The sequence below is a fragment of the Nesterenkonia alkaliphila genome, from assembly GCF_009758175.1.
GTDB lineage: Bacteria > Actinomycetota > Actinomycetes > Actinomycetales > Micrococcaceae > Nesterenkonia > Nesterenkonia alkaliphila.
On the sequence record NZ_WRPM01000005.1, the window covers coordinates 1 to 23,659 of the forward strand.

A 23,659-nucleotide genomic window follows, 5' to 3' on the forward strand; every position below is an offset into this window, starting at 1 on the left:
TGAGCCGCCACATCCCTTAGGAGTCAGACCAACCGGTCCACACCATCAATAGTGAAGAGCCCAATTGAGGGCCACACTTCCCACATTGAATCGTGCTGAGGTGCAGCGCTCCGACCGTCCCTACTTTCCCAGTCGAGCCATATAGTCTTCAACCTCATCGGGGTTATTTACTTCGGAAATTACCTCTCGCGTATGCTGACCGAGGGTAGGCGCGGGGCGATAGATCTTTCCCGGTGCAGTTTGAAGTCGAGGGACAATATTGTGCATAACGTTCTCCCCCTCGCCGACAAGGATCTCTCGACTTTCGAAGTACTCCGAGGAGGCTAGCTCACCGATATTAGAAACAGGACCAACTGTGACACCTTCATTCATGAGGTGGTTCAAGGCCTCTTCGCGTTCGTGTTCGGAAAAGTACTGAGAGATATAGTCATCCAACTCCTCGACGTTCTTCACACGGTCACTATTAGTTGCGAACCTCGGATCTTCGATGAGGGAATCTTGGCCAATGGCCCTGAAGAGCCGCTCTGTCATCGCCTGAGTTGAGCCGGACAGTGCAACCCATTTTCCGTCCTTACATTGGTATACATTGCGCGGAGCTGTGGAGTTGAGGCGGCTTCCCAGGCGCCTCGGAGCCTCCCCCGTCAAAGCGTAGTCAGCTGCTTGAGGGCCCATGATGGCAAAAAGTGGCTCGAAAAGCGATAGGTCAATGACTTCGCCATGATCTGCTGACCGTCCATATAGCGCGGCTGCCACTGCGAAGGCTCCAAAGGTGCCTGCCACCATATCTGCGAATGCGCCGGGAGGAAGTTGGGGCGGCCCATCAGGGTCTCCGGTGCGATCCGCCATACCTGACGCAGCTTCGATCAGCGTTCCGAATCCAGGCATAGTGGCGCGCGAACCAGTGCGACCCCACCCAGAGATATGAACAATGATGAGCGAAGGATTAATTTCTCGCAACACACTGTCCGAAAGTCCGAATTTATCCATATCTCCAGGTTTGAAACTGTCGATAATGACGTCTGCGACTGTGACCAGCTTCTTAAGGGTATCTAAGTGTCTATCATCCTTTAAATTCACCTCGATGCTTCGCTTGTTGCGTGCGTATGTCTTCCAGTAGGTCTCTACTCCCAGGGTTCTCCAATTCCGCAGGGTGTCTCCACTTCCTTGGGCCTCAGCCTTAATCACGTCGGCTCCAAAATCAGCAAGAAGGAGACTCAGCTGATTTCCTGCAACGAGGCGGGAAAGGTCAAGAACCCGAACGCCTTCCAAGATCATGTATTCCCCAATCTGTAGTCTAAGAACGGCGACGCCGCGTTCTTAGGTATGTCGTAGTTGGACTTAAATATTGGACTCACCGAGCGTGAAAAGCGTCATATGAGGCGATATGTTTTTTAGCCCTTTGATAGACCGGGTAGTCTATAAAACTACCATCTATAAGTCGAATAGAAGCAACGCCCTCTGCTTCGGCTTTCTCGAAGGCGTCGATCAGGGTGCAAAGGCGGGAGTACTCTTGATCTGTGGGGAGGAATGCCCGCCTCACAGTCGCCACTTGGTCAGGATGTATGCAGAGTTTGCCCTTCATGCCGTTCCGGACGATGGCTGGCATCCTCTGCGCAAGACCCTCTCGATCACGGACATTCATATGGGGTGTGTCGAGCGGACCATTGAGGCCGGCAGCGCGAGAGGCAATCACCAGTTTCTGCCGGGGGTAGTCGAATTCCACGGCACCAGGTGTTGGCTCGATCTCCCATTCGTTGGACAAGTCTGCTGCGCCGAGAGCTAGCCTTCTGACGGTGGGGTGTTCGGCGATTTCAGCAGCATTGATGAGACCTCGACTCGACTCAATGAGGGCGAGTATCGGGAGTTTATCGGGAGGGGTCCCGAGCTTATCATCCAGACTTTGAAGGCAATCGGGACCCTGAACTTCTGGCAGGACTACGAAGTCTAGAAGATCCTGCAACTCAGCGGCGAGCTCTGCATCGGCCGGAAAGTGCTCTGCAGCAACACTGTTGATGCGAAGACCTACAGGTACCGCGCCGGTGTGAATACTAGGTAGCTGCTGCCGGAGTAGGTTCCGAGCTGTCGCTTTCTCGGATTTGGCAACAGCATCCTCAAGGTCAATGATGATGGCATCGGCGCCGCTCACGCATGCTTTGCTTATGCGATCTGGGCGGGTAGCTGGCACAAACAGGGGGGCAGTGAGTTGGTCAAGCATTAGTTCTCCTTTGGGGCTGCAGCGGGCTCACTAAGCAAGCGGGTTGGTCTCTGGTAAACCGGCCCCGCTCGGGAGGTCTTCCGGTTGCGGGGTTTCTGTGCTCGGAGCGCGGCCTGCATCGTCACTCGCTTTTCGGGCGTTAAGCACATCGTCCCGCGCACCGAGGATATGGTCGCTCATACGTTTCTGCGCTGATTCCGGATTATGCGTGATGATCGCCTCCAGGATCATTGAGTGCTCCTGAATCGATGCATTTGCTCCGCTCGGAAGTAGTAGTACGCGGTATGGAGGGATCCCGGTCCAGAGTTGGTTGGCGATCGAGTAGAGTCTGGCGCTCTCTGCCGCCTCCCAAACTGCTCGATGAAAGATCTCGTTGGCACGTACCAGAGCGGAAGCGTCCGTCGAGTTCATGAGTTGCTCACCGATTAGATGCGCGTCCTGCAGTTCTTGTGGATCCTTCAGATTTTCGGCTGCACGGCGGGCCAGTGCGCCCTCGACGAGCGCTCGGACCTCATAGTGATCCTTCAGGTCTCCGTCCGACACTCCTGCCACGACTGCTCTACGGTTCGGCTTCATTACCAAGAATCCATCTCGCTCAAGCAGCTGTAGTGCTTCGCGAACAGGGATTCGGGAGATGCCGTGCTGTTTCGCTAGTGCTTCCTGGCGAATCTCTGTGCCTGGTGGGAGTTCGCCGTCAAGGATTGCCTTGCGCAAGATCTCCGCGAGGCGCTCCCCTATTGGTCGGTTCCTCAACTGCATGTGCATGACTTCCTCCCCCTTCTGTCTACTGTATACCGTATGCTACGTTAAGTGTGCTGCAGGTCACAATTCGGCGCTAGTGGCGTCTGGTGAGAACTGAAGTAGCAGGTCAGGGTTCCCTCAGGGGATAACGCGAGGAAGGAGAGGCATTATGTCTCAGCAGGAGAATCGTCCGGAGCAGAGTGGCAGATCTGACACGGCGCTACGTGAGGATGAAGTGCCCTCGCGCATTCTCGGGATGAGACTCCCGTGGTTTTTACTGTTACTCGCTGCCATCGTTGCGGCTTCGCTATTGGACGCCATGCCGAATGAGATCATCTCAGGCTTCACTGTTGTTATGGTGCTCGGGGCTCTGTTGTGGTGGATGGGGGAGCGAGTTCCTGTAATTAAGAAGTATGGGCTCCCCACGGTCCTGTGCATCATCGTGCCATCGGTGCTCATTTACTTTGGTCTGATGCCGCAGTCGATGGAAGATGTAATTCAGACATTTACTTCGGAGTCTGGATTTATAAATTTTTACATTGCTGCTCTGATTTCTGGGAGCATACTGGGAATGCCTCGCCAGATACTTATCAAGGCAGGGGTTAGATACGCAGTACCACTGGTGGGTACGGTTATTGTCGTGTTCCTGGTGATTGGGGGTCTAGCAACGCTGATTGGGTTTGGTCTGCGAGATGGCATACTCCTCCTAGCTGGACCGATATTGGGGGGTGGTATCGGCGCGGGCGCAGTGCCGATGTCAGAGATGTATGCTCAGCAGCTCGGCGGTGAAGCTGGTGACTACCTTTCCCAGATAGTTCCGGCGATTGTTGTGGCGAACGTGCTTGCGATTGTCGTGGCAGGTATCTACAACGGCATGGCCCAGAGTGGGAAGACGTGGTTCGTCGGCTTCAACGGCAATGGAAACCTGATCAAGGTCGAAGGCGACCCCAAGGACTTTGAGCTGCGTGGGCGAGAGAGTTCGGGGACTTTTCGTATGTTGTCAGTTGGCTTGGTGATATCTGGGGTATTGTTTATTCTCGGCGCCATAATAGCTTCGTTTACGCCTGCTATTCACTCCTATGCCTGGACTATTTTATTGGCAGCGTTCATCAAAATCTTTGGACTTCTCCCTCAAGCGTTCGAAGAAGCTGTGGTCCGCTGGTACAGTTTCGTCGCCAGTACACTCACTGCTGCCTTGTTGGTTGGAGTTGGCGTAGCGTACCTGGATATCGCTGAACTGTTGGTGCTGTTCGGTGACGTGACGTATTTGATTCTGGTGGTTGTGACGGTTGTAGTTGCAGCCGTGGCTTCAGGATTCTTGGGTCGTCTGGTGAAGATGTACTACCTGGAGTCCTCTGTTTCCATTGGGCTGGGAATGACTGATATGGGTGGCACCGGGGACGTGGCTGTTCTCAGTGCCGCAAATCGACTAGAGCTTATGCCATTCCTGCAGATATCCAGTCGGCTGGGTGGCGCGTTCATGCTTTTGGTCATGTCGTTCCTTCTGCCATTCCTGGGCTGATTGGGTTGGCTCGTCCCGGTCGCGAACGCGAGGCTCCCGATATACTTCAGCTTGAGGAGGAAGGCGTCAGAGCGGCAAGTCGCTCTAGCGATGTAGATGAGGTAAAGTGACTAGCTGTGCCCAGGCGAGGGGGCGGCGTCGTCATCTGACACCAGCCCCGTGATCGACAAGGCGAGCTTCTCACACGGCTGTATCTGGTGCCGTAGTGATCTTCTCTCCTTCTGATCAGCCTGGCGAAGACAATCCGCTGAAGAAGGAAAATTATGGCTGACAAGATTCAGATCTCCGCTGAGACTCGCACCGAGTTCGGCAAGGGCTCCGCCCGCCGCGCTCGCCGCGAGGACAAGATCCCCGCCGTCATCTACGGCCACGGCGACGACCCGCGCCACGTGCTGCTGCCCGGGCACGAGACCGCTCTGGCCGTGCGCAACCCCAACGCCCTGATCACCCTGGACATTGAGGGTGACGAGCAGATGGTGGTGCCTAAGGACATTCAGCGCGACCCCATCAAGCCCTGGATCGTGCACCTGGACCTGCTGGCCGTGCGCAAGGGTGAGAAGATCGTCGTCGATGTGCCCGTGGAGGTTATCGGTGAGCCCGCCGATGGTTACGAGTACATGCTCGACCAGCCCAGCGTCCCGGTGGAGGCCGATGCACTGAGCCTGCCCGACTCCGTCAGCATCGACATCACCGGCCGCAACGAGAACGCGCTGCCCGATGCGCTGATCCTGCCCGAGGGCACCGAGCTTGCCCTGGGCGACCTCGAGTCCCCGGTGGTTTCCATCTATGAGCCGCAGGAGCAGCCGCTGGAGGATGAGGACGCCGAGGCAGCCGAGGGTGGCAGCCCTGAGGCTGAGGGCGAGCAGTCCGGCGACTCCGAGGGCGACTCGGACGCAGAGTGATCTCTGCTGGGTAGGCTAGGCCTATGGCAGACAATGCATGGCTGATAGCGGGTCTCGGCAATCCCGGGGCCCGCTATCAGCACACCCGGCACAATATCGGCCAGATGGTGCTTGACGAGCTGCTGGACCGGATGGGTGCCAGCTACCAGCGCACCAAGGTCGGCGCCAAGGCAGTCGGCGCGCAGCTGGGCCAGGGCGGGCCCAAAGCGGTCTTTGCGATCTCCGAGGGCTACATGAACACCTCAGGAGAGCCCTTCCGCAAGGTCATGGACTACTTCTCCGTGCCGCCGGAGCAGCTGCTGGTGGTCCACGACGAGCTGGATATCGACTTCGGCCGGCTCAAGCTCAAGCGCGGCGGCTCCGAGGGTGGGCACAACGGGCTGAAGTCGATCACCCAGCACCTGGGCGGGGACCGCAACTACATCCGGGTGCGGCTGGGCATCGGTCGCCCGCCCGGGCAGATGTCCAGCGCGGACTACGTGCTGCAGAAGTTCTCGGCCGCGGAGCAGAAGGAACTCCCGGAGTTCATCAGCAGAGCAGCCGACGCCGTGGAATCAGTCCTCCAGGAGGACCTCACCACTGCGCAGAATCGTTTCCACTGAACGCCCATCGGTGAAAATCAGGAGGTTATCGGAAAATCAGGCCTCCATGGAGTGCTGAAATTCCGATAGGTCCCTGATAAACCAGCGGAGCCGGTCTGGGCCGCGGGTCAGCCCCGGCTCTCGATAAACTTGCTGACCTCTTTGGCCTGCAGCTCCACAAACTTGGCGATATAAGGCTCAGCCTGGGTCTTGAGCTTCTTGCCGATCAGTGGGACCTTCACATCCACATCACCGCGCACCGTGGAGAGCGTCTCAGTCTCCCCGCGGGCATGCAGGTTCTGCGAGGCCACGGCCTTCACCGGCGCTCCGGAGATGGTCACATCAGTATCAGAGCGGCGGGATCCGGATGAGTCAGGGGCGCTCCAGGTGTCGGTGATGTTCACCGTCACATTGCCCTTGAACACTTTCTGGGCCAGGGAGGGCAGCTTATCGGCGGGCATCTGCTGCACCGAGCTGATGACGAACCCGCCGTCAGCAGACCTGGTCACCTCAAAGCTCTTCAGCTCGGAGCCGACCTTGCCGGCGAGGTGGTTGTGGAAAGCCTCACTGGAGTAGGCCTCCACGATCTTCTCCACAGAGTGCGGAATCACTTTCTCAGCTTCAATGGCCATAGTGGCTCCTCATAGGTAGGGCAGGTCTTAGGTAGGGCAGGCATATACGGTCCCTCAGGTCCACCGCATATCCTACCGCCCGCTGGGCCCGCATAAGTGGGGGACAGCCCTTCTGCATGGCGCTGACCTGCGGGTATCATAAGCATGGTGACGGTCTCAAGCCTTATTCTGCTGATCAGCGGCCTTGTCCTTCTTGTGATGGGCGGCGAGGCGCTGGTCCGCGGGGCCGCCTCCCTGGGCAAGACCATAGGTATGTCCTCGCTAATCATCGGGCTGACCGTCGTGGCTTTCGCCACCTCCGCTCCTGAGCTTGCCGTCAGCGTGGGAGCAGCCTTCACCGGCTCCCCGGGACTGGCTGTGGGCAATGTGGTGGGTTCCAATATCGCCAATATCCTCTTCGTGATGGGCCTGACCGCGATCTTCGGCGCCCTGCTGGTCAAAGTGCAGCTGATCAAAGCCGATATCCCGATCATGATCGGCTTCTCCGTACTGGCCCTGGCCCTGGCCGCAGACGGTGGGTTCTCGCTGCTGGACGGCATCATCCTCTTCGGCCTGCTGCTGGCCTATCTCGTGGGCACCATTTGGTTCGCACGCCGGCAGACCAGGCGCGGTATTGATCCGCAGCTGGCAGTGGAGGAGGTGCTCAGTGAGGGCGCAGGCAGGCTCACCGCCAAGCTGCGGGCCACCAAGCTGCGCTCCACCACCGTGGACCTCGCCCTAGTGGGCCTGGGCGTGGCCATGCTGGTGCTCGGCGCTCAGTTCCTGGTCAGCTCCGCCACTTCCATCGCCTCGGCACTGGGCGTCAGCGACCTGATCATCGGGCTGACCATCGTGGCCATCGGCACCTCGCTGCCGGAGCTGGCCACCTCCGTCATCGCAGCCGTGCGCGGTGAGCGCGATATGGCAGTGGGCAACTTGGTGGGCTCAAACATCTTCAACATCGGAGCAGTGATCGGGCTGACCAGCATGATCGCCCCGGATGGAGTGGCGGTGGAGACCGCGGCGATCAACTTCGACCTGCCGGTGATGATCGCAGTGGCCCTGGTGCTGCTGCCGCTGGCCTTCACCGGTCAGGCCATCGTCCGCTGGGAGGGCTTCCTGATGACTGCCATGTACGTGGCCTATGTGATCTACCTGGTGCTGGCAGCAGCGGAGCACCAGGTGCTGCGCCCGTTCAGCGCAGCCATGCTCGGCTTCGTGCTGCCCATCACTGCCCTCTGGATTGCCGCGGTGGCCGGCTACGAGCTGGGCCGGAGACGAGCCAAAAAGACACAGCGGGAGACCAGGAACGACGACGCCGCCCCACCTCCTGAACTCGCAGGGCCCGCCCCCGAGACCAGAGTCACCTAGCGGCGGAGCCGGAACTGGGCTGCCGCCACACCGGCCAGTGCGATGGCCCCGCCGATGATCGCCAGCAGCGGTGGGACCTCGTTCAGCGTCACCGCCGACATCAGAACCACCACGGCAGGCACCGCCAGAGTCGCGGAGGCCACCCTACCGGTGGGGAAATGATTCATCGCATAGCCCCAGAACCAGAAGCCCAGGGCGGAGGGGCCGATTCCCATGTACACCGCGCCGGCCAGAGTGCCGGCCGAGAGCTCGGGGAGTTCGCCGAGCGTCTGGGGAAGGAATGGGAGCAGGGCCAGGGTGCCCGCCGCACAGCCCAGCCAAGTGGCGGTCAGCGCGTCCACGCTGCGCAGGGCCAGCTTCTGCAGCAGCATGCCTCCGGCGTAGAGCAGCGCAGCGGCGAAGGCGATCAGCAGTCCCACCATCGCCAGCTGACCCGTGGACCCGGCCACAGTGATCAGGCCGATGCCGAGCAGCGAGATGAGCATGCCCAGGAACAGCCGTCGGCTGAAAGCCTCCTTGAAGAAGACCACCGCACCGATCCCCACCAGCAGCGGGGCGAAATTGACCACCATCGCTACGGTCCCGGCGTCGAGATAGTGCCCAGCCCAGTTGAAGACCACTGTATAGACGGCGAACCAGCTGACTCCGAACGCCAGGGTCAGCCAGAGGGGCCTGCCGCGTGGGATCCGGAACCGGCCGCGGCGCATCAGGCCGATGAGCAGCGTAAGCGTCAGGGAGCCCGCCGTCAGCCGGATCAGCGCCAGCGGACCGGGGGAGATCTCCGGGGCAGCGGCACGCATGATCACAAACGTGGAGGCCCACATCAGTACGGTGGTGAGGATTGCTGCCGCCGGGAGAAGGGTGCGGGTGCCAGCCACAGTGCTGGCTGGAGAGGTCATCGCCGCTGCCTGAGGTCATGGATCACATCATGCTCAACTCGCCTTCGGCGGCGTCGATTCCCGGCCGGGCTGCTGCTGAGGGCAGAACTGCCCGCAGCAGAGAAACCGCGTGCGGAAGGCATCCCGCGGGCAGGCTGGGGATATGAGCGAAGAGAACACCGGCCGGCAGTTGACCGGCCAGATGCGGGAGGAGCTGGCCCACCGCCGTGTGCTGGTGCTGGACTCCGCCCTAGAAGATGACAACGCCGCCTGGCTGATGGCCAAACTGCTGACCATCGCCGCAGACCAGCCCGGGCACGGCATCTGGCTGTGGATCAACTCACCGGGTGGCTCAGTGCCGGCCATGCTGGCCATCCGCGACATTATGCGGAGCATCCCCAATCAGGTCTCCACCCTGGCGCTGGGCATGGCCGCCAGCGCCGGACAGTTCCTGCTCTCCGCAGGGGCGCCGGGGCGCCGATTCGCCCTGCCGCATGCCAAGATCTTGCTGCACCAAGGCTCCTCCGGCATCGGCGGGAGCGCGGCCGATGTGGAGCTGGCGGCCGAGGAGCTGCGCGATACGCGAGACACGGTGCTGGGCATCATCGCCTCCGACACCGGCCAGCCGGTGCAGCGGGTTTTTGAAGACTCGCTGCGTGACCGCTGGTACACCGCAGCCCAGGCCAGGGACTACGGATTCATCGACCAGATCGTCACCGACTTCGGCGCGATCGCGCCGGTGGCCGGCCGGCACCCGCTGGGCCTGACCGCGGCAGTGGAGCAGGCGGCCTCGTACCCGTGTCCGCAGTCCTGGCAGGGAGGCTGGTCATGAGCAGTTACACCATTCCGCATGTGGTGACCCGCGATGCCCGGGGCGAACGAGTGATGGACGTCTACTCGCAGCTGCTGGCCGAGCGGATCATCTACCTGGGCACAGCCATCGACTCCGGGGTGGCCAATGCAGTGATCGCCCAGCTGCTGCACTTGGAGGCCGAATCGGCCGAGGCCCCGGTGAATCTCTATATCCACTGCGAGGGCGGAGACCCTTCGGCGATGATGGCCATCTACGACACGATGCAGTACATCGGCTCACCGGTGGCCACCACGTGTGTGGGTCAGGCCTTTGCCGCCGGGGCGGTGCTGCTGGCCGGGGGAGCCCCGGGCAGCCGGGCGGTGCTGCCGCATACCAGGATCGTGCTGCACCAGCCTGCCATCAATACCGGACGGGCGCCGATCCCGGATCTGATTCTGCACGCTGATGAGCTGGTGAGGGTGCGCGGGGAGATTGAGCAGGTCCTTGCTGAGCACACAGGGCAGCCTGCCGAGCTGCTGCGCCGGGACACCGCCCGGGACCGGGTCTTCACTGCGGAGGCGGCAGTGGCCTATGGACTGGCCGATGAGGTGCTGCGCGGCAGGCCGGAGCTGCTGGGCGGAAGGCCTCAGGCCACCAGGGACAGCTGAGGGGTGCCGGCGGTGCTCAGCTGCGGCAGCGAGGTGGAGACGGCGGGGCTCTGGGTGGAGGACAGCGGCGCGGAGAGCCGGCTGCTGAACGAGGTCCGCTGCAGCTCATCGGCTACGTGGGAGGTCAGCTGAATCAGGGTCAGCCCCAGGGCCCCGGTGATGGCGGCGATCATCTCGGAGGAGGGCTCCTTGCGGCCGCGCTCGACCTCCGAGAGGTACTGGGCCGAGACCCCGGATCTGGCGGCCAGCTCGGTCAGGGTGAGTCCGCGCTGTTTGCGCAGCCGGCGGAGCCGGGCTCCCAGCACCTCGCGCCACAGCGGCTGAGCAAGCCGGGGGTCCAGCGGGGCCTGGCACCGCGTCCGGCTGCCTCTGCGCTGTGCGAGCTCATCCATGAGGCTCAGGCTACCGAGTCCCTCCGCGCAGGGGACAGGGCTTCTGCCCACAGCAGAGGGGTCACATCCGGTAGGCCGCCACGCCCAGGGCGTGGCTGGCAGCAGCATCCGCACTGTGTTGGGCGGCAGCGCTGGTCATCCCCTCGATCATCTCGCGCGGATCGGGGTGGTCGCCGAGCCCGGCCAGATAGGCCTCATGGGCCTGCAGGGAGCGGATCGCCGGCTCCGCAGGCTCCCCTGAGACATCGATCAGGTGGCTGGGTTCGGCATTGGCCACCAGCAGCCAGTCGGTGCCCCAGGGTTCGAGGCCCTCATCCTCCAGCAGCTCGCGGAAGACCCAGGGATTATCAGCGTCGCGCACAGCATCCACCGTGGCCAGCCCGGCAGCCCGATGATCGGCGTGGTTGAGCCCCCATCCCATCTGCAGCTCCCAGGGTTGGGTAAGGACGAGATCAGGGCGGGTCTTCCTGATCTGCCGGGCAATGTGCCTCCGTGTCTCCAGGTCCGGCTGAAGCATGCCGTCGGGGAGGCCGAGCACCGTCAGGTCCTGCACACCGACCTCCTGGCAGGCAGCGCGCTGCTCCTGGGTGAGCAGTGGCGCCACCTCCTCAGGGCTCAGGCTGCGCATTCCTGCCTCGCCAGCGGTCAGCAGCAGGTAGGAGACACTGATGCCCTGCGCCGTCCAGCGGGCCACAGCGGCAGAGGCGCCGTACTCCATATCGTCAGGATGGGCTACTACGCACAGCACGCGGCGGATCTCGCTGTCGTCGAAGAATGGAAGAGTGCCCATGGGCCCAGCCTATGTCGGCTCCACTCTCCCGGCCAGAGCTGTTCACATTAGAGGTGGTCACGCGTAGCCTGGATTCAGAGAGCCAGAGCGAAACCCAGAGCGAAACGAGAGCCCTGGATGCGGGCCCCGCGCAAATGTGCAGCATTTGTGTAGGCCATGACAGGGCGGGAAGCGAGTACACGATGTTAGTTGCATTCTCCGTTGCCCCCACCACCACTGAGAACGACGACGCCTCCGTCACCAAGGCTGTGGCAGAGGCTGTCAAAGTCGTCAGAGACTCCGGACTGCCATATGAGCTGAACTCTATGTTCACCATTGTCGAGGGGGAGTGGGACGAGGTCTTTGGCGTCATCAAGCGTGCTACTGACGTGGTTGCTGAGACCTCCCCGCGCACCTCGCTGGTGATCAAAGCCGACATCCGGCCAGGTCACACCGGTCAGCTCACCGAGAAGGTGCGGCGGATCGAGGAGGAGCTGGGCGGGCTGGACTAGCTGACGTCCCAGAGCCTCCGGTAGAACGTCAGGCGCTTTTCATCCGGCTCCACCCCGTAGGTGGCGAAGAACAGCTCGTCGTAGCTCCGCGCAAAATTGACCTGCCAGCTGATGCTGTATGAGGCGATCGCCAGATCAGCCCACCGGTCGGCCACGCCGAGCTGGCCCAGGTCCACATGAGCGGCGAATTGCCCCTCAGCACTGATCAGGGTGTTCGGCACGCAGGGGTCGCCGTGGCAGACCACCAGGCTATCCGGTTCCGGCAGCTGGGCACCTGTGGCCTCTGCCCAGCCGCCCAGGAACGGGCAGGCATCCACCGGCAGCGCTTCGTGCAGGTGCCGCAGCCCGGTGGCGATGGCGCGCACTGCGGTCTCAGGCTCCTGCCTCCAGCGCCGGTGGAGAGCCGGCAGTCCCCGTATCCCGGCGGTGAGCAGCCAGGCGGCGTCGTCGTTCTCTCCGGCTTCTAACACCTGGGGCACCGATGTGTACTCTCCTGCCCAGGTCAGACGCTCGGCCTCGGCGCGCAGATTCACGTGGCTACGAGCCAGCGGGCCCAGTTCCGAATAGTCCTGCCACTTCAGGTAGCGGGTGGTCTCACCGCCTGAGAGCCTGAAGGTGATGCCGCCGAGCTCATTGCGCCATACTGGGTCGACGGCGTCCCCGCCAGCTAGCTCCCGAACAACGGCGGGCAGTTCGACCGGTGCCTGCGGAACACCGGCCATACTCATGGCAGGTCCTCGGGCAAGCGCACTTTCCCGGTGAGGCAGTCCCCGAGGCTGATCCCCTCAGCGCGGCGGACCGCTGCTTTCAGCGGCAGCAGAAAGTGTCCATCCTTGGGCCACATCGCAGTGTTGAACTCAGTGCTGCCGATGGTGGCGATTACCGGGAGCTGCCCCCAGTACATGAGGTGCCGGCCGGCTTCTTTGAGCTCGGCCGAGAGCTGCTTAGGCAGCGGCGCGAAGAGGTAGGGAGCAGGCCCGCGCCACTCGACGACCTCCGCCTCGAACTGCCATTCCATGGTCCTACTGTATGCCGGTGCTGTGGTGGCCCGAGTGGTGGTGGGCTGCGGTGGTGACTGGTGAGGTGGTGACTGGTGCTGCAGTGATCAGTAAGGCGGCGGGCTGCGGTGGTGACTGGTGCGGCGGCCGGAGGTGGACTGGCCGCGTAGGGACTGGCCGGATGGGGATTGGGGCGATTCATGGGCCCGGGAGCTTGGGTATGGGCTGTTCGAGCTAGTTGAGCGGAGTGCCCCGGGGGATCGGGAGCATCTCCGACCCCCTCTGTAATGTGGATCACAGATAGGAGTACAGGAGGAAGCGAACATGCCACCACCCTCAGCCCCCGCAGTCTGGGTGGCTCCGACATCAGACGGAGCCGGGACCCCTGCGGGTTCCAGCCGGACTGTTGAGGACGCCCGGGAGGCGCCTGCGCTGGCCGCCGCGGGTGTCGAGGACTGTGCGGAGCCGCCGGTCCTGCCGGCTGGGTACGAGCGCCTGGAGAAGCAGCCTGAGTTGATGGCGGCATGGCACGCTGAAGTCAGCAGCCGCCGGGCCGAGGCTCAAAGGACGGTTCATCTTCTGGACTACCGGGACCGGCGGGTCGCTGAGGAGGAACAGTCTGCGCCACATACCTTTAGGCAGCAGGCCGTGCTGAAGACTGTGCACCATGAGGCGGCGGTGCTGCTCGGAATGACTGATCATGACGTGCGCCGAGTACTCAGCGTGGCACAGACCGCCCGGGAATGGCTGCCCCAGGTATGGGAGCAGTACTGCCTGGGCAGGCTCGACTTTACCCGGATGCGAAAACTAGTCGCCGGTGCCGGTGACCTCATCGAGACCAACAGTGGGAACTCCGCAGCTCAGAAAGCCCTCACCGAGGCCCTGGACACGCAGTTCTGCTCAGCAGCAACAGGTGAGAACAAGAACACCCTCGATCAGCAGGTCCGTGACTTCGTGGCGGAGCAGGACCCGGCAGGGCACCAGCGGCGCTATGAGCGGGCCGGCAGTCAGCGCCATGTGGCTATCACCCATCACCACAACGGCATGTCCACGCTCAGGGCCTACTTACCGACGCTGTTTCTGGCTGACCTTGAGACCAGGCTGCACAGCACAGCCCGCAGGGCGCCACGGAGACAGGGGGTCGCAGGTGGGTTGAAGCCTCAGCCGGCCCTGGGTCCGGAGGCTCCCCAGGATCCCGCCCAAGAGCAGAGCACGTTCTCCCAGCGTACGGCTGACCTCCTAGCTCAGTGGCTGAGGATCGGAGCCGGCAGTGGAAGGGGCGATGCTCAGGGCGCGGTTGCTGTCCGGCAGGAATCCACCATCAACATCACGGTCCCCCTAGGCACGCTGACCGGTGACAGCGAGGCCCCAGCCATCAGCAGCGACGGCCGGTACACACTCCCCGCCGGAGAAGCTCGCCGCCTGGTCAATAGCCCAACAGCCCGGAACAGCTATTACCTCACTGGTCTCACAACCGGGCCGGACGGCACAGAGCAGGTCGAGAGGATCGTGAAACTTGGCCGCAGGAATCCGATGCGGGGGCTGTCTGGGGGTGCAGCGACTCCAGACAGTGCTGAGGATTCGCGCTGGACGCTTCATGCCGATCTGGTCCAGCAGATCCGTTCCCGGCCCAACCTCCTGAAGACTTCATCTGCTGCACGGTTTGTCACGGGAAACCTCCGAGCAGCAGTGATGCTGCGGGATAAGCAGTGCCAGGTGCACGGGTGCACGGAGCCGGCATCTACTGCAGAGATAGACCACAGAACCTCACATGATACCGGAGGCGAAACCAGTGGTGAGAACTCCTGGGTGCTCTGTCACCATCACCACGAGGTGAAGAGCCACGGCCTGCTGCCGAGACTGCACACCGGCAGCGACCCTCCCGGGGGATCAACAGATCCGCCGCCGAGCTGGGCCACCGGGACAGCAGACTGAGCATGCGTACGGCGCTCCCGTTGCAGCAACGGGCGCATACAGGGCGTGCCGACAAGTTCCGGCCGGACCTATGAGCCCTCTGCCGCGGCAGGCATGGGCGTGTTGCTTGACAACTTCATAGTGGAGCAGGGGACATAGTGGATCAGGGGACAAGGGACTGGCTGATCAGCTCTTGTGCCTCCGGGGCGCCGTACTGCGGGCTGCAGGGGATGCGCTGCCACACCAGCAGCAGGAGCTTCCCGGCAGGGGCACGGACGGCCAGAGTCTCTCCAGCATCGCCGATCCTCACCGGCTCAGCGCTGAGATCGGTGGCGGTGAGGACAAGCTGCTTCGGCAGCGGCTGCACCCGCTGGGCCCGCAGCATCCGCGGGTACATCACCTCAGCGACCTCGGCCACTCCGTCGTAGGCAAGTGCCGGAGTGATCTCGGTGGACCTGCCCAGGGCGTGGTGTGCGTCCCAGAGGTGCACCACGGTCTCATGGACCTGGCGGCGCTGCCAGAACAGTGCATTGCGTTGCTCCTTCACCAGAGTCCAGCAGGGCTTGTCCGGGCCCGCCTCAGCCAGGGCTTTGCGGATCCTCTCTGCGGTGCGGCCGTACCAGGCGGGCAGAGGCTCTTCTGGGGCGGGCTCGTCCTGTGGGCGATTGCGGGGGTCGGCGCCGTCCAGAATCTGGGCAGCCCACAGATGGGTCCGGCCGAGGTGCACCGCGAGATCCCGCAGATCCCAGCCCGGGCAGGCCGCCACGGAGGAGGCGAGGGCCTCCTGGTCGTGCTCAGCTGCGGCGATGACGGCTCTGAACTGTTCAGTGGCGGCGGCAAGCTCATCCAGCCACGGCCTTCCAGTGGGAGAGATCACAGTCTGGAGCATACCGGAGTGGGCGCCACGACTGGCGGCGTCTGAGCTACTCCGGGCGCAGGGGCAGCTGGTTCCAGGGAGAATCGGGGTCGGCCAAGCAGACCCGGCTGGCTGAGGCCCAGGTGTCGGCGACCTCGCGGATATGGTCCAGCGGTTCATCCGACATCCACAGCAGCCGTCCGGCCAGATAGCTGGCGGCCAGCGCCGCCCAGTCCGGAGCTATCGCCTGAGCAGTCTGAAGCGCGGTGGCGAGGTGCCCGCCCACCTCTGGAGTGGGCGATCCGGGGCGGCCAGCTGGGCCAGCAGTGATGACTCCCTCGATGATGAGGAGCGCGCTGAGGAAATCGACCGCATCCTGTCCTGACCCAGCACGGTACTGTAGGGGAGGTCTTTTTCTCCCCTGAATCTCTGGTGAGGTGTTTGGCGTGTCTCTGAAGGGTCTGCGCACTGCGCTGTCTGCGGCGTCGTCGTACTCTCGAGTGGTCTCCGCGGCCGGCCATCCGGCCGCTGAGCGCACTGAGGAGCTGCAGATCGCGGCCACCTCCGGGCTCAGAGCGGCGCTGATCGCCGAGGTCGCCGAGGGGCTGAGGAAGAACCACAGTGCTGCGGTGGTCCTGGCTGTCACCGCCACCGACCGGGAGGCCGATGAGCTGGAGTCCGCGCTGAGCTGCTTCGCCCCCGAAGCCAAGGTGGGGCACTTCCCCTCCTGGGAGACCCTGCCGCATGAGCGGCTCTCCCCGCGCTCCGATACGGTGGGCCGCCGGCTGGGCATTCTGCGCCAGCTGGCCCACCCTGAGAGTACCGGCGGGCTCGATGTAGTGGTGGCCCCGATCCGCGCGGTGATTCAGCCGATTGTTGCCGGCCTGGGCGATCTGCAGCCGGTCACGCTGACTGCCGGCGAGTTCTACGCGTTCGATGAGGTGGTCGCCAGCCTGGCCGCGGCCGCCTACTCCCGGGTGGACATGGTCACCCGGCGCGGGGAGTTCGCCGTGAGGGGCGGCATCCTGGACGTTTTTCCGCCCAATGACACCCACCCGGTGCGCGTGGAGTTCTTCGGCGATGAGGTCGAGCAGCTGCGGCACTTCTCGGTGGCCGACCAGCTCTCCATCGAATCCGAGGATGCGCCCACCACAGTCCACGCTGTGCCCTGCCGGGAGCTGCTGATCACTGACCAGATCGCTGTCCGGGCCAAAGACCTGATGTCCAGCATGCCGCACGCAGTGGACATGCTTGAGAAGATCAGCCAGCACCAGGCCGTTGAAGGTATGGAGTCGCTGACCCCCGTGTTGGTCGAGCGTATGGTGCCTTTCGTCTCCGAACTGCCGGAAGGGTCCCTGACCGTAGTGGTGGAGCCGGAGAAGGTCCGTGCCCGCGCCCATGATCTGGCTGCCACCAACGAGGAGTTCCTGGCCGCAGCCTGGCAGGCCAGCTCCGATGGCGCCTCCGCTCCCATTGACATCACAGCCCAGGAACAGTCCTCCCTGGAGAGCGGAGCCTTCGCATCACTGACCGAGACCCGTGAAGCCTCCTTGGCGCACGGTGCCGGCTGGTGGTCGATCACCTCCCTGGGTCTGGATGAGGAACTGGAGCAGGACAGCGACCTGGTCAGCATCGACTCCCGGGAACCGATCGGCTACCGAGGCTCGGTGGAGCAGGTGATGGAGTTCCTGGCCGGCCGCGCCAAGGATCAATGGTCCGTGGTAGTCACGACTGGCGGCTCCGGCTCGGCGGCACGAGTTGCTGAGCTGCTGGCAGAGCATTCGGTGCCCCACAGACAAGCCGAAACCCTCGAGGCCGCCCCGCCGCCCGGGCAGATCACCGTTACCACAGCGAACCTGGCCGAAGGCTTCGCGGTGGACGCACTGCAGCTGGCCCTGCTCACCGAGTCCGAGATGCTCGGCCGTTCCATCCGGCAGGACTCACGGGCCGGGAAGAAGCGTGCCACCCGCCGCAAGAAGAACCCAGTGGACCCACTCTCACTGACTAAGGGTGACTTTGTGGTCCACGAGCAGCACGGCATCGGACAGTTTGTGGAGCTCATTCAGCGCCCGGTGGGCTCACCACAGGCCATCCGCGCCGGCACCGCCGGTATGCGCGAGTACATGGTGCTCGAGTACGCCTCCTCTAAGCGCGGGGCCCCCAAAGACCGGCTGATGGTGCCAACTGACCAGCTCGACCAAGTCTCCCAGTACGTGGGCGGGGATGTCCCGGCGCTTTCGAAGATGGGCGGCTCTGATTGGGCAGCCACCAAACGTAAGGCCCGCCGGGCGGTCAAGGAGATCGCCGCCGAACTGATCCGGCTCTACGCGGCTCGGATGGCCTCACGGGGCCACGCCTTCAGCGCTGATACCCCCTGGCAGGCGGAGCTGGAGGATGCATTCCCGTATGTGGAGACCCCCGACCAGCTCAGTGCGATGGAAGAGGTCAAGCGCGATATGGAGGCCGAGGTCCCCATGGACCGGCTGATCTCCGGGGATGTGGGTTTCGGCAAGACTGAGATCGCCATTCGCGCCGCTTTCAAAGCAGTGCAGGACGGTAAGCAGGTGGCAGTGCTGGTGCCCACCACCCTGCTGGTCTCCCAGCACTACGAAACCTTTACCGAGCGCTACGCCGGCTTCCCGGTGCGGGTCCGTGCGCTCTCCCGGTTCCAGACCGGCAAAGAGTCCAAAGAGGTGATGAACGGGCTGAAGGAGGGTGCGGTCGATATTGTCATCGGCACCCACCGGCTGCTGGGCAAGGAGGTTCAGTTCAAGGACTTGGGCCTGGTGATCATCGATGAGGAGCAGCGCTTCGGTGTGGAGCACAAGGAGCAGCTGAAGAAGCTGCGCACCAATGTTGATGTGCTGGCCATGACCGCCACCCCCATCCCGCGCACCCTGGAGATGTCCCTGGCCGGGATCCGAGAGACCTCCGAGCTGAACACCCCGCCTGAGGAGCGCCACCCGGTGCTCACCTATGTGGGGCCCTACACCGATAAGCAGGTCTCAGCCGCCATCCGCCGTGAGCTGATGCGTGAAGGTCAGGTCTTCTACGTGCATAATCGGGTGGCCGATATCGATAAGGTCGCCGCCCGGGTGCGTGAACTGGTGCCTGAGGCCCGGGTGGAGGTGGCCCACGGGCAGATGGGTGAGTCCCAGCTGGAACGGATTGTGCAGGACTTCTGGGAGCGCCGGTTCGACGTGCTGGTCTCCACCACCATCATCGAGACCGGTTTGGACATCTCCAATGCCAACACTCTGCTGGTGGACCGGGCCTCCGCATTCGGGCTGAGCCAGCTGCACCAGCTGCGCGGCCGGGTGGGGCGTTCCCGGGAGCGGGCCTACGCCTATTTCCTCTACCCGGCGGAGAAACCGTTGGGCGAGGACGCCTTGGAGCGGCTGAAAGCAGTGGCGGCCCATAATGAGCTCGGCGCAGGGTTCCAGCTGGCCAAGAAAGACCTGCAGCTGCGCGGGGCCGGCAACCTCTTGGGCGGGGAGCAGTCCGGGCACATTGAAGGAGTGGGCTTCGATCTCTACCTGCGCATGGTGGGCGAGGCCGTGGCCGACTATCGGGGTGAGGAGGACGCCCACCCCGAGGAAGTCAAGATCGAGCTGCCCATCAACGCCCACCTGCCCGCAGACTATGTGCCCAGCGAGCCGCTGCGCCTGGAGGGCTACCGCAAGCTGGCCGCTGCGGACACCGAGGAAAAGGTCGACGCCGTGGTGGCAGAGTGGACCGACCGCTACGGGGAACTGCCCCAGCCGGCGCAGAACCTAGTGGAGGTCTCCCGCTTCCGCAATCGGATGCGTGCGGTGGGCATCACCGACGTGGGAGCGCAGGGCAAGTTCATCCGATTCAGCCCCGTGGAGGAGCTGGCCGAGTCACGGCAGCTGCGGATGGAACGGATGTTCTCCGGCCAGCACAAGACGTCACTGAAGCAGGTGCTGCTGGCCAAACCGACCACCGCACCGGTCGGTGGCGAGGACCTCACCGACGGAGCCCTGCTCGACTGGCTGCACCAGGTCTACGAGGCCCTGTTCAAGGCCCAGTAGCGCGGAGAACTACCGCGACTGGGCAGGGGCTTTGCGCTCGCCGCGTGGCGCGTTGGACTCTGCCTGACGGGAAGCCATGGCGTCCAGAGGCTCGCCGTGCTCACCGTGGAGATCCTGCTGTTCCAGGGTGTCGGAGCGTCCGATGACTTCCTTGGCGACCAGGAAGGAACCGGCGTAGAGGGCCAGGAACCCCAGCCCCGGCCACCAGGCGTTGTCCAGGTCCCAGAAGTTCAGGATGACCATAGATCCCAGCAGCAGGCCGAACACAAACAGGAAGGCAACCAGGTTGCCCACCAACCGTCCCTGCCCAGAATAGGCCTTCACATTGCCCTGCGCGTCAATCATGGGATCCCTCTGCTGTAGTTGTTGAGACCACCGGCGAGGCCGCCACTAGTAGCCGTCACCGGTGCTTGTTTTTCCTGCCCCCACAATATCAAGAGAGGAGCTGGCACCGATGCGTGTGGCACCGGCAGCAACTACCGCTGCGGCGTCCTCGTAGCTGCGCACCCCACCAGAGGCCTTGATGCCCAACCTGCCGCCGACCTCGCGGTGCATCAGGGCGATATCCTCCACTGTGGCACCGCCGCCGCCGAACCCGGTGGAGGTCTTCACAAAATCAGCCCCTGCAGCCTCTGCTGCGCGGCAGACCAGCACCTTGGCATCCTCGGTGAGCAGTGCGGTCTCCAGGATCACCTTCAGGATGGCGCCGCCTGAGTGAGCGGCGGCAGCCACCGCTGCGATCTGGGCCCGCACCGCCTCGCCGGCCCCGGCGTTGGCATCAGCGATGTCCACCACCATGTCGATTTCCTCAGCACCATTGGCTACCGCCTCCTGGGCCTCTGCCACCTTCTGGGCTGTGGTGGTGGCACCGAGCGGGAAACCTACTACGGTGCAGGTCTTCACCCCGGTGCCGGCCAGGGCAGCCGCGGTCAGCTCCACCCACTTGGGGTTGATGCACACCGAGGCGAACCCGTGCTCCACCGCCTCAGCGATCACCCGGCGCACCGTGGTCTCGCCAGTGTCCGGTTTGAGTACGGTGTGATCAATCAGCGGTGCCAGCTCTTGGGGTGTAGGAGACGTGCTCACGTGGCTGCTCACTTCCTTTAGGTGTGAAGGCCGGTGCCGCTGCAACCGGCCGAGAGCCGAGCGGGGTTTCCCCGCCGGCGGAACTAACTCAGAATCTGTTCCATCGAGCTGCGCAGCTGCTGCAGCTGCGCTTCTGCGTTCTGCCGGGCGGCGGTGACCGCCTGGGGGGCGCTGGAATCGGGCGAGGCGACCGCTTCCAGATAGCACTTGACCTTGGGCTCAGTGCCGGAGGGGCGCACGATCACCCGGTGCCCGCCGGCAGTGAGATAGATCAGTGCGTCAGTGGACTTGGCCTCGGTGAACTCCTTGCCCGGCAGCGGGTGCTCTCTGAGGTCCAGGGATTCCACCACGGGATCCCCGGCAATCTCAGCAGGCGGGTTCCTCCGCAGCGCGGCCGTGACCTCACCCAGCTGGGAGAGATCCTCCACCCGGATGGTCACCTGACCGGTGATATGCACACCGGCCTCCGCGGCGATCTCGTCCAAGGCGCTCAGCGCGGTCTGGCCCTTGGCCTTCAGGTCTGCGATGAGCTCGCTGAAGATCAGTGCGGCTGATACGCCGTCCTTGTCCCGCACGTGGACCGGGTCCACATCGAAGCCGATGGCCTCCTCGTAGCCGAAGACAAGATTGGGCACCCGGGCCAGCCATTTGAACCCGGTGAGGGTTTCCTCATGGGCTGCGCCGCGGCCGAGGGCCAGTTTGCCCAGCAGGCGGGAGGAGACCACCGAGTTGCCGATGGTGGGGGTGCTTTCAGCAGGCCCTGTGCTCGCTTGGCTCGCTGGAGTCTGCCAGCCTGTGCGCAGCGGGCCGCGCTCCAGGATGTGCCGGCCCAGCAGGGCGCCGATCTCATCACCGGAGAGCTGCCGCCAGGATTCGGCGGCCGCGTCATAGACGGCAGCCGAGAGTCGGTCCGCATCGGGATCATTGGCCAGCACCAAGTCCGCACTGTGCTCCGCGGCAGCCTTCAGTGCCAGGTCCAGTGCCCCGGCCTCCTCCGGGTTGGGGAAGTCCGCAGTGGGGAAAGCCGGGTCCGGCTCGAACTGCTCCTGGACCGGAATCACATCAGCGAACCCGGCGGCGTAGAGCAGATCTGTCACTGCCTGGCCGCCGACCCCGTGCATGGCGGTGTAGACGATGGTGATGTCCCGGTGCGGATAGCTTTCCGGGTCCAACAGCTGCAGGGCCTCCCGTTGGTAGGAGTCACGGGCCTGCTGACCGATCCAGTGCACGCCGGCGGGGGCGGGGACATCCGGGGAGAGCTGAGCTTCCGGAGTGGCGGAGTCCACAGCGAAGTCTGCGGCCACCACCTCGGCGATCGTCGCGGCGATCTCCCGGTCCACCGGGGATACGATCTGGGCGCCTACCCCGAGGCCGTCCGGCTCCAGATAGCGGGAGAGTTCCCCGCCCAGGTATACCTTGTAGCCGTTGTCCTGGGGCGGATTATGGCTGGCGGTGACCATCACCCCCACCTCGGCGTCGGCGACCAGCACCTGCCGGGCCAGCAGGGGAGTGGGGCCCGGCCTGTCGAACAGGTGCACCTCCCAGCCGGCGTCACGGAAGATCTCCGCGGTCTCGAAGGCGAACTCATCGGACTGGTAGCGGGCGTCGTAGCCGATCACGATACGGTGCGCCTTAGTGCCCTCCACATCATGGGGGTTATCCACCCTGCCGTGGGCGGCGGCCAATACGGCATCGGCATATTTGAGCAGACCGGCAGCGGTCTGCCGGACCACCAGTCGGTTCATTCGCAGCGGCCCGGGGCCCAGCTCCGCACGCAGCCCGGCGGTTCCGAAGGCCAGCCGGCCTGCGAAGAGGCGCTCCAGGGTGTCATAGGCCACCTGGTCGCCGCTCTCGGCATCATCGAGCAGCTCGGTGAGCTCGGTGCGGGTGCTGGGATCGGGGTCCAGCGCGATCCAGCGCTTGGCGGTGCTCAGCAGTTCGGCCACGGTCAGCTCTCCTCAAGAGTTGTGGTGATGATCTGGGCCAGCAGGCTCGCAATTCTGGGGGCTGCGGCGGCTCCGGCCTCGATGACTTCCTGATGGCTCAGCGGTTCGTCCGAGATTCCAGCAGCCAGGTTGGTGACCAAGGAGATGCCGAAGACCTCCATCCCGGCGGCCCGCGCGGCGATCGCCTCAAGCGCGGTTGACATCCCCACCAGGTCCGCGCCGATAGTGCGCAGATAGCTGATCTCGGCGGGTGTCTCATAGTGCGGCCCCGGCAGCTGCGCGTAGACCCCCTCGCCCAGCGAAGGATCCACCCGCTGAGCGATGCCCCGGATGCGCAGGGAGTACAGATCGGTGAGGTCCACAAAATGTGCGCCCTGCAGCGGTGAGGTGCCGGTGAGGTTCAGATGGTCACGGATCAGCACCGGAGTGCCCGGGGACCAGGAGGGATTGAGCCCGCCGCAGCCGTTGGTGAGGACGACGACGCCCGCCCCGGCTGCCGCGGCGGTGCGCACCCCGTGTGCCACTGCCTCCACCCCATGGCCCTCGTAGTAGTGGGTGCGGGCCCCGATGACCAGCACATGTTTGGGACCAGCCAGCCCGGCCTGGGTTCTGATGACTTTCAGGGAGCCGCTGTGCCCGGGGACTCCGGAGATGTGGAAGCCTGGGAGATCCTCGGCGCTGATCTCAGCGATCTGTTCGCCGAGCTGTCCGGCAGCCTCGCCCCAGCCTGAGCCCAGGGTGCAGGCCAGATCGATGCTCTCCACCCCTGCTGCCTGCAGCAGAGCTTCGGCGGCCTGCTGCGCATGCTGGTTGGCCTCACTGCGGGGATCATTGGTGCTCATATCCCTAACC

Annotated in this window: 24 protein-coding genes; 9 read left to right on the forward strand and 15 right to left on the reverse strand. The window is 63.8% G+C overall.

Annotated features, from left to right (window positions below):
* Positions 1–120: 120 nt before the first annotated feature.
* The 3 genes from GNZ21_RS00400 to GNZ21_RS00410 form a co-directional block, all read right to left on the reverse strand.
* Positions 121–1,275, reverse strand: a complete 1,155-nt coding sequence (locus GNZ21_RS00400; RefSeq protein WP_157320305.1) for a CaiB/BaiF CoA transferase family protein — start codon at positions 1,273–1,275, stop codon at positions 121–123.
* Positions 1,276–1,351: 76 nt separating this feature from the next.
* Positions 1,352–2,215, reverse strand: coding sequence for an HpcH/HpaI aldolase/citrate lyase family protein (locus tag GNZ21_RS00405; protein WP_157320307.1), 864 nt, complete (start codon positions 2,213–2,215; stop codon positions 1,352–1,354).
* Between the two features lie 30 nt (positions 2,216–2,245).
* A complete protein-coding gene (locus tag GNZ21_RS00410) occupies positions 2,246–2,980 on the reverse strand; it encodes a GntR family transcriptional regulator (protein ID WP_157320309.1) in 735 nt (244 codons plus the stop codon).
* A 145-nt stretch (positions 2,981–3,125) separates the two neighbouring features.
* Between GNZ21_RS00410 and GNZ21_RS00415 the strand changes: the two genes are divergently transcribed.
* The 3 genes from GNZ21_RS00415 (at position 3,126) to pth (ending at position 5,982) form a co-directional block, all read left to right on the forward strand.
* Positions 3,126–4,478: a 2-hydroxycarboxylate transporter family protein gene (locus GNZ21_RS00415; protein ID WP_157320311.1), complete on the forward strand. Its 1,353-nt coding sequence runs from the start codon at positions 3,126–3,128 to the stop codon at positions 4,476–4,478.
* A gap of 263 nt (positions 4,479–4,741) precedes the next feature.
* On the forward strand, positions 4,742–5,380 hold the full coding sequence (locus GNZ21_RS00420; RefSeq protein ID WP_157320313.1) for a 50S ribosomal protein L25/general stress protein Ctc: 639 nt from the start codon (positions 4,742–4,744) through the stop codon (positions 5,378–5,380).
* Positions 5,381–5,403: 23 nt separating this feature from the next.
* Positions 5,404–5,982 carry an aminoacyl-tRNA hydrolase gene (gene pth / locus GNZ21_RS00425; protein ID WP_157320315.1) on the forward strand — a complete coding sequence of 193 codons (579 nt, stop codon included), beginning with the start codon at positions 5,404–5,406 and terminating at the stop codon, positions 5,980–5,982.
* 107 nt (positions 5,983–6,089) lie between these two features.
* On the opposite strand, the gene GNZ21_RS00430 is transcribed toward pth, so the two are convergent.
* Positions 6,090–6,593: a DUF2505 domain-containing protein gene (locus GNZ21_RS00430; protein WP_157320317.1), complete on the reverse strand. Its 504-nt coding sequence runs from the start codon at positions 6,591–6,593 to the stop codon at positions 6,090–6,092.
* Between the two features lie 147 nt (positions 6,594–6,740).
* On the opposite strand from GNZ21_RS00430, the gene GNZ21_RS00435 reads away from it, so the two are divergent.
* Complete coding sequence (locus GNZ21_RS00435) at positions 6,741–7,943, forward strand: calcium/sodium antiporter (protein WP_188503734.1); 1,203 nt, start codon at positions 6,741–6,743, stop codon at positions 7,941–7,943.
* On the opposite strand, the gene GNZ21_RS00440 is transcribed toward GNZ21_RS00435, so the two are convergent.
* The gene (locus GNZ21_RS00440; RefSeq protein WP_157320321.1) at positions 7,940–8,842 is read right to left on the reverse strand and encodes a DMT family transporter; all 903 of its coding nucleotides are present in this window, start codon (positions 8,840–8,842) and stop codon (positions 7,940–7,942) included. The genes GNZ21_RS00435 and GNZ21_RS00440 overlap by 4 nt on opposite strands.
* Before the next feature lie 142 nt (positions 8,843–8,984).
* On the opposite strand from GNZ21_RS00440, the gene GNZ21_RS00445 reads away from it, so the two are divergent.
* Positions 8,985–9,653 (forward strand): ClpP family protease, encoded by a 669-nt coding sequence (locus GNZ21_RS00445; RefSeq protein ID WP_157320323.1) that lies wholly within the window; start codon positions 8,985–8,987, stop codon positions 9,651–9,653.
* A complete protein-coding gene (locus GNZ21_RS00450) occupies positions 9,650–10,282 on the forward strand; it encodes a ClpP family protease (protein ID WP_157320334.1) in 633 nt (210 codons plus the stop codon). Before GNZ21_RS00445 ends, GNZ21_RS00450 begins: the two co-directional genes overlap by 4 nt.
* On the opposite strand, the gene GNZ21_RS00455 is transcribed toward GNZ21_RS00450, so the two are convergent.
* Both GNZ21_RS00455 and GNZ21_RS00460 read right to left on the reverse strand, forming a co-directional pair.
* A complete protein-coding gene (locus GNZ21_RS00455) occupies positions 10,261–10,674 on the reverse strand; it encodes a helix-turn-helix domain-containing protein (RefSeq protein ID WP_157320336.1) in 414 nt (137 codons plus the stop codon). The genes GNZ21_RS00450 and GNZ21_RS00455 overlap by 22 nt on opposite strands.
* A 61-nt stretch (positions 10,675–10,735) precedes the next feature.
* A complete protein-coding gene (locus GNZ21_RS00460) occupies positions 10,736–11,464 on the reverse strand; it encodes a PIG-L deacetylase family protein (protein WP_157320338.1) in 729 nt (242 codons plus the stop codon).
* 182 nt (positions 11,465–11,646) lie between these two features.
* Here GNZ21_RS00460 and GNZ21_RS00465 point away from each other — a divergent pair, with 182 nt between their 5' ends.
* The gene (locus GNZ21_RS00465) at positions 11,647–11,955 is read left to right on the forward strand and encodes an MTH1187 family thiamine-binding protein (protein ID WP_157320340.1); all 309 of its coding nucleotides are present in this window, start codon (positions 11,647–11,649) and stop codon (positions 11,953–11,955) included.
* Here GNZ21_RS00465 and GNZ21_RS00470 read toward each other — a convergent pair.
* The gene (locus GNZ21_RS00470) at positions 11,952–12,683 is read right to left on the reverse strand and encodes an aminoglycoside 3'-phosphotransferase (RefSeq protein WP_157320342.1); all 732 of its coding nucleotides are present in this window, start codon (positions 12,681–12,683) and stop codon (positions 11,952–11,954) included. The genes GNZ21_RS00465 and GNZ21_RS00470 overlap by 4 nt on opposite strands.
* Positions 12,680–12,973, reverse strand: coding sequence for a DUF1905 domain-containing protein (locus GNZ21_RS00475; protein WP_157320344.1), 294 nt, complete (start codon positions 12,971–12,973; stop codon positions 12,680–12,682). The genes GNZ21_RS00470 and GNZ21_RS00475 overlap by 4 nt, the downstream gene beginning before the upstream one ends.
* A gap of 304 nt (positions 12,974–13,277) precedes the next feature.
* Here GNZ21_RS00475 and GNZ21_RS00480 point away from each other — a divergent pair, with 304 nt between their 5' ends.
* Entirely contained in the window at positions 13,278–14,888 is a 1,611-nt protein-coding gene (locus tag GNZ21_RS00480) for an HNH endonuclease signature motif containing protein (RefSeq protein WP_157320346.1), read from the forward strand.
* 142 nt (positions 14,889–15,030) lie between these two features.
* Here the strand turns inward: GNZ21_RS00480 and GNZ21_RS00485 are convergent, their stop codons facing one another.
* Both GNZ21_RS00485 and GNZ21_RS16125 read right to left on the reverse strand, forming a co-directional pair.
* Positions 15,031–15,744, reverse strand: a complete 714-nt coding sequence (locus tag GNZ21_RS00485; protein WP_157320348.1) for a maleylpyruvate isomerase family mycothiol-dependent enzyme — start codon at positions 15,742–15,744, stop codon at positions 15,031–15,033.
* 46 nt (positions 15,745–15,790) lie between these two features.
* A complete protein-coding gene (locus tag GNZ21_RS16125) occupies positions 15,791–16,009 on the reverse strand; it encodes a DUF1266 domain-containing protein (RefSeq protein WP_157320350.1) in 219 nt (72 codons plus the stop codon).
* Between the two features lie 160 nt (positions 16,010–16,169).
* On the opposite strand from GNZ21_RS16125, the gene mfd reads away from it, so the two are divergent.
* The gene (gene mfd / locus GNZ21_RS00495; RefSeq protein WP_188503733.1) at positions 16,170–19,775 is read left to right on the forward strand and encodes a transcription-repair coupling factor; all 3,606 of its coding nucleotides are present in this window, start codon (positions 16,170–16,172) and stop codon (positions 19,773–19,775) included.
* A 9-nt stretch (positions 19,776–19,784) separates the two neighbouring features.
* Here mfd and GNZ21_RS00500 read toward each other — a convergent pair whose 3' ends face one another.
* The 4 genes from GNZ21_RS00500 to GNZ21_RS00515 form a co-directional block, all read right to left on the reverse strand.
* Positions 19,785–20,120 (reverse strand): hypothetical protein, encoded by a 336-nt coding sequence (locus GNZ21_RS00500; RefSeq protein ID WP_157320351.1) that lies wholly within the window; start codon positions 20,118–20,120, stop codon positions 19,785–19,787.
* 45 nt (positions 20,121–20,165) lie between these two features.
* On the reverse strand, positions 20,166–20,861 hold the full coding sequence (deoC, locus tag GNZ21_RS00505) for a deoxyribose-phosphate aldolase (RefSeq protein WP_229659545.1): 696 nt from the start codon (positions 20,859–20,861) through the stop codon (positions 20,166–20,168).
* A gap of 83 nt (positions 20,862–20,944) precedes the next feature.
* Complete coding sequence (locus GNZ21_RS00510; RefSeq protein WP_229659544.1) at positions 20,945–22,807, reverse strand: phospho-sugar mutase; 1,863 nt, start codon at positions 22,805–22,807, stop codon at positions 20,945–20,947.
* 2 nt (positions 22,808–22,809) lie between these two features.
* On the reverse strand, positions 22,810–23,649 hold the full coding sequence (locus GNZ21_RS00515) for a purine-nucleoside phosphorylase (protein WP_157320354.1): 840 nt from the start codon (positions 23,647–23,649) through the stop codon (positions 22,810–22,812).
* Positions 23,650–23,659: the final 10 nt, after the last annotated feature.

Coding starts and splice junctions, on each gene's coding strand:
- GNZ21_RS00400 (WP_157320305.1), bottom strand. CDS start 1,275: ATGATCTTGGAAGGCGTTCGGGTTCTTGACCTTTCCCGCCTCGTTGCA.
- GNZ21_RS00405 (WP_157320307.1), bottom strand. CDS start 2,215: ATGCTTGACCAACTCACTGCCCCCCTGTTTGTGCCAGCTACCCGCCCA.
- GNZ21_RS00410 (WP_157320309.1), bottom strand. CDS start 2,980: ATGCACATGCAGTTGAGGAACCGACCAATAGGGGAGCGCCTCGCGGAG.
- GNZ21_RS00415 (WP_157320311.1), top strand. CDS start 3,126: ATGTCTCAGCAGGAGAATCGTCCGGAGCAGAGTGGCAGATCTGACACG.
- GNZ21_RS00420 (WP_157320313.1), top strand. CDS start 4,742: ATGGCTGACAAGATTCAGATCTCCGCTGAGACTCGCACCGAGTTCGGC.
- pth (WP_157320315.1), top strand. CDS start 5,404: ATGGCAGACAATGCATGGCTGATAGCGGGTCTCGGCAATCCCGGGGCC.
- GNZ21_RS00430 (WP_157320317.1), bottom strand. CDS start 6,593: ATGGCCATTGAAGCTGAGAAAGTGATTCCGCACTCTGTGGAGAAGATC.
- GNZ21_RS00440 (WP_157320321.1), bottom strand. CDS start 8,842: ATGACCTCTCCAGCCAGCACTGTGGCTGGCACCCGCACCCTTCTCCCG.
- GNZ21_RS00445 (WP_157320323.1), top strand. CDS start 8,985: ATGAGCGAAGAGAACACCGGCCGGCAGTTGACCGGCCAGATGCGGGAG.
- GNZ21_RS00450 (WP_157320334.1), top strand. CDS start 9,650: ATGAGCAGTTACACCATTCCGCATGTGGTGACCCGCGATGCCCGGGGC.
- GNZ21_RS00455 (WP_157320336.1), bottom strand. CDS start 10,674: ATGGATGAGCTCGCACAGCGCAGAGGCAGCCGGACGCGGTGCCAGGCC.
- GNZ21_RS00460 (WP_157320338.1), bottom strand. CDS start 11,464: ATGGGCACTCTTCCATTCTTCGACGACAGCGAGATCCGCCGCGTGCTG.
- GNZ21_RS00465 (WP_157320340.1), top strand. CDS start 11,647: ATGTTAGTTGCATTCTCCGTTGCCCCCACCACCACTGAGAACGACGAC.
- GNZ21_RS00470 (WP_157320342.1), bottom strand. CDS start 12,683: ATGAGTATGGCCGGTGTTCCGCAGGCACCGGTCGAACTGCCCGCCGTT.
- GNZ21_RS00475 (WP_157320344.1), bottom strand. CDS start 12,973: ATGGAATGGCAGTTCGAGGCGGAGGTCGTCGAGTGGCGCGGGCCTGCT.
- GNZ21_RS00480 (WP_157320346.1), top strand. CDS start 13,278: ATGCCACCACCCTCAGCCCCCGCAGTCTGGGTGGCTCCGACATCAGAC.
- GNZ21_RS00500 (WP_157320351.1), bottom strand. CDS start 20,120: ATGATTGACGCGCAGGGCAATGTGAAGGCCTATTCTGGGCAGGGACGG.
- GNZ21_RS00515 (WP_157320354.1), bottom strand. CDS start 23,649: ATGAGCACCAATGATCCCCGCAGTGAGGCCAACCAGCATGCGCAGCAG.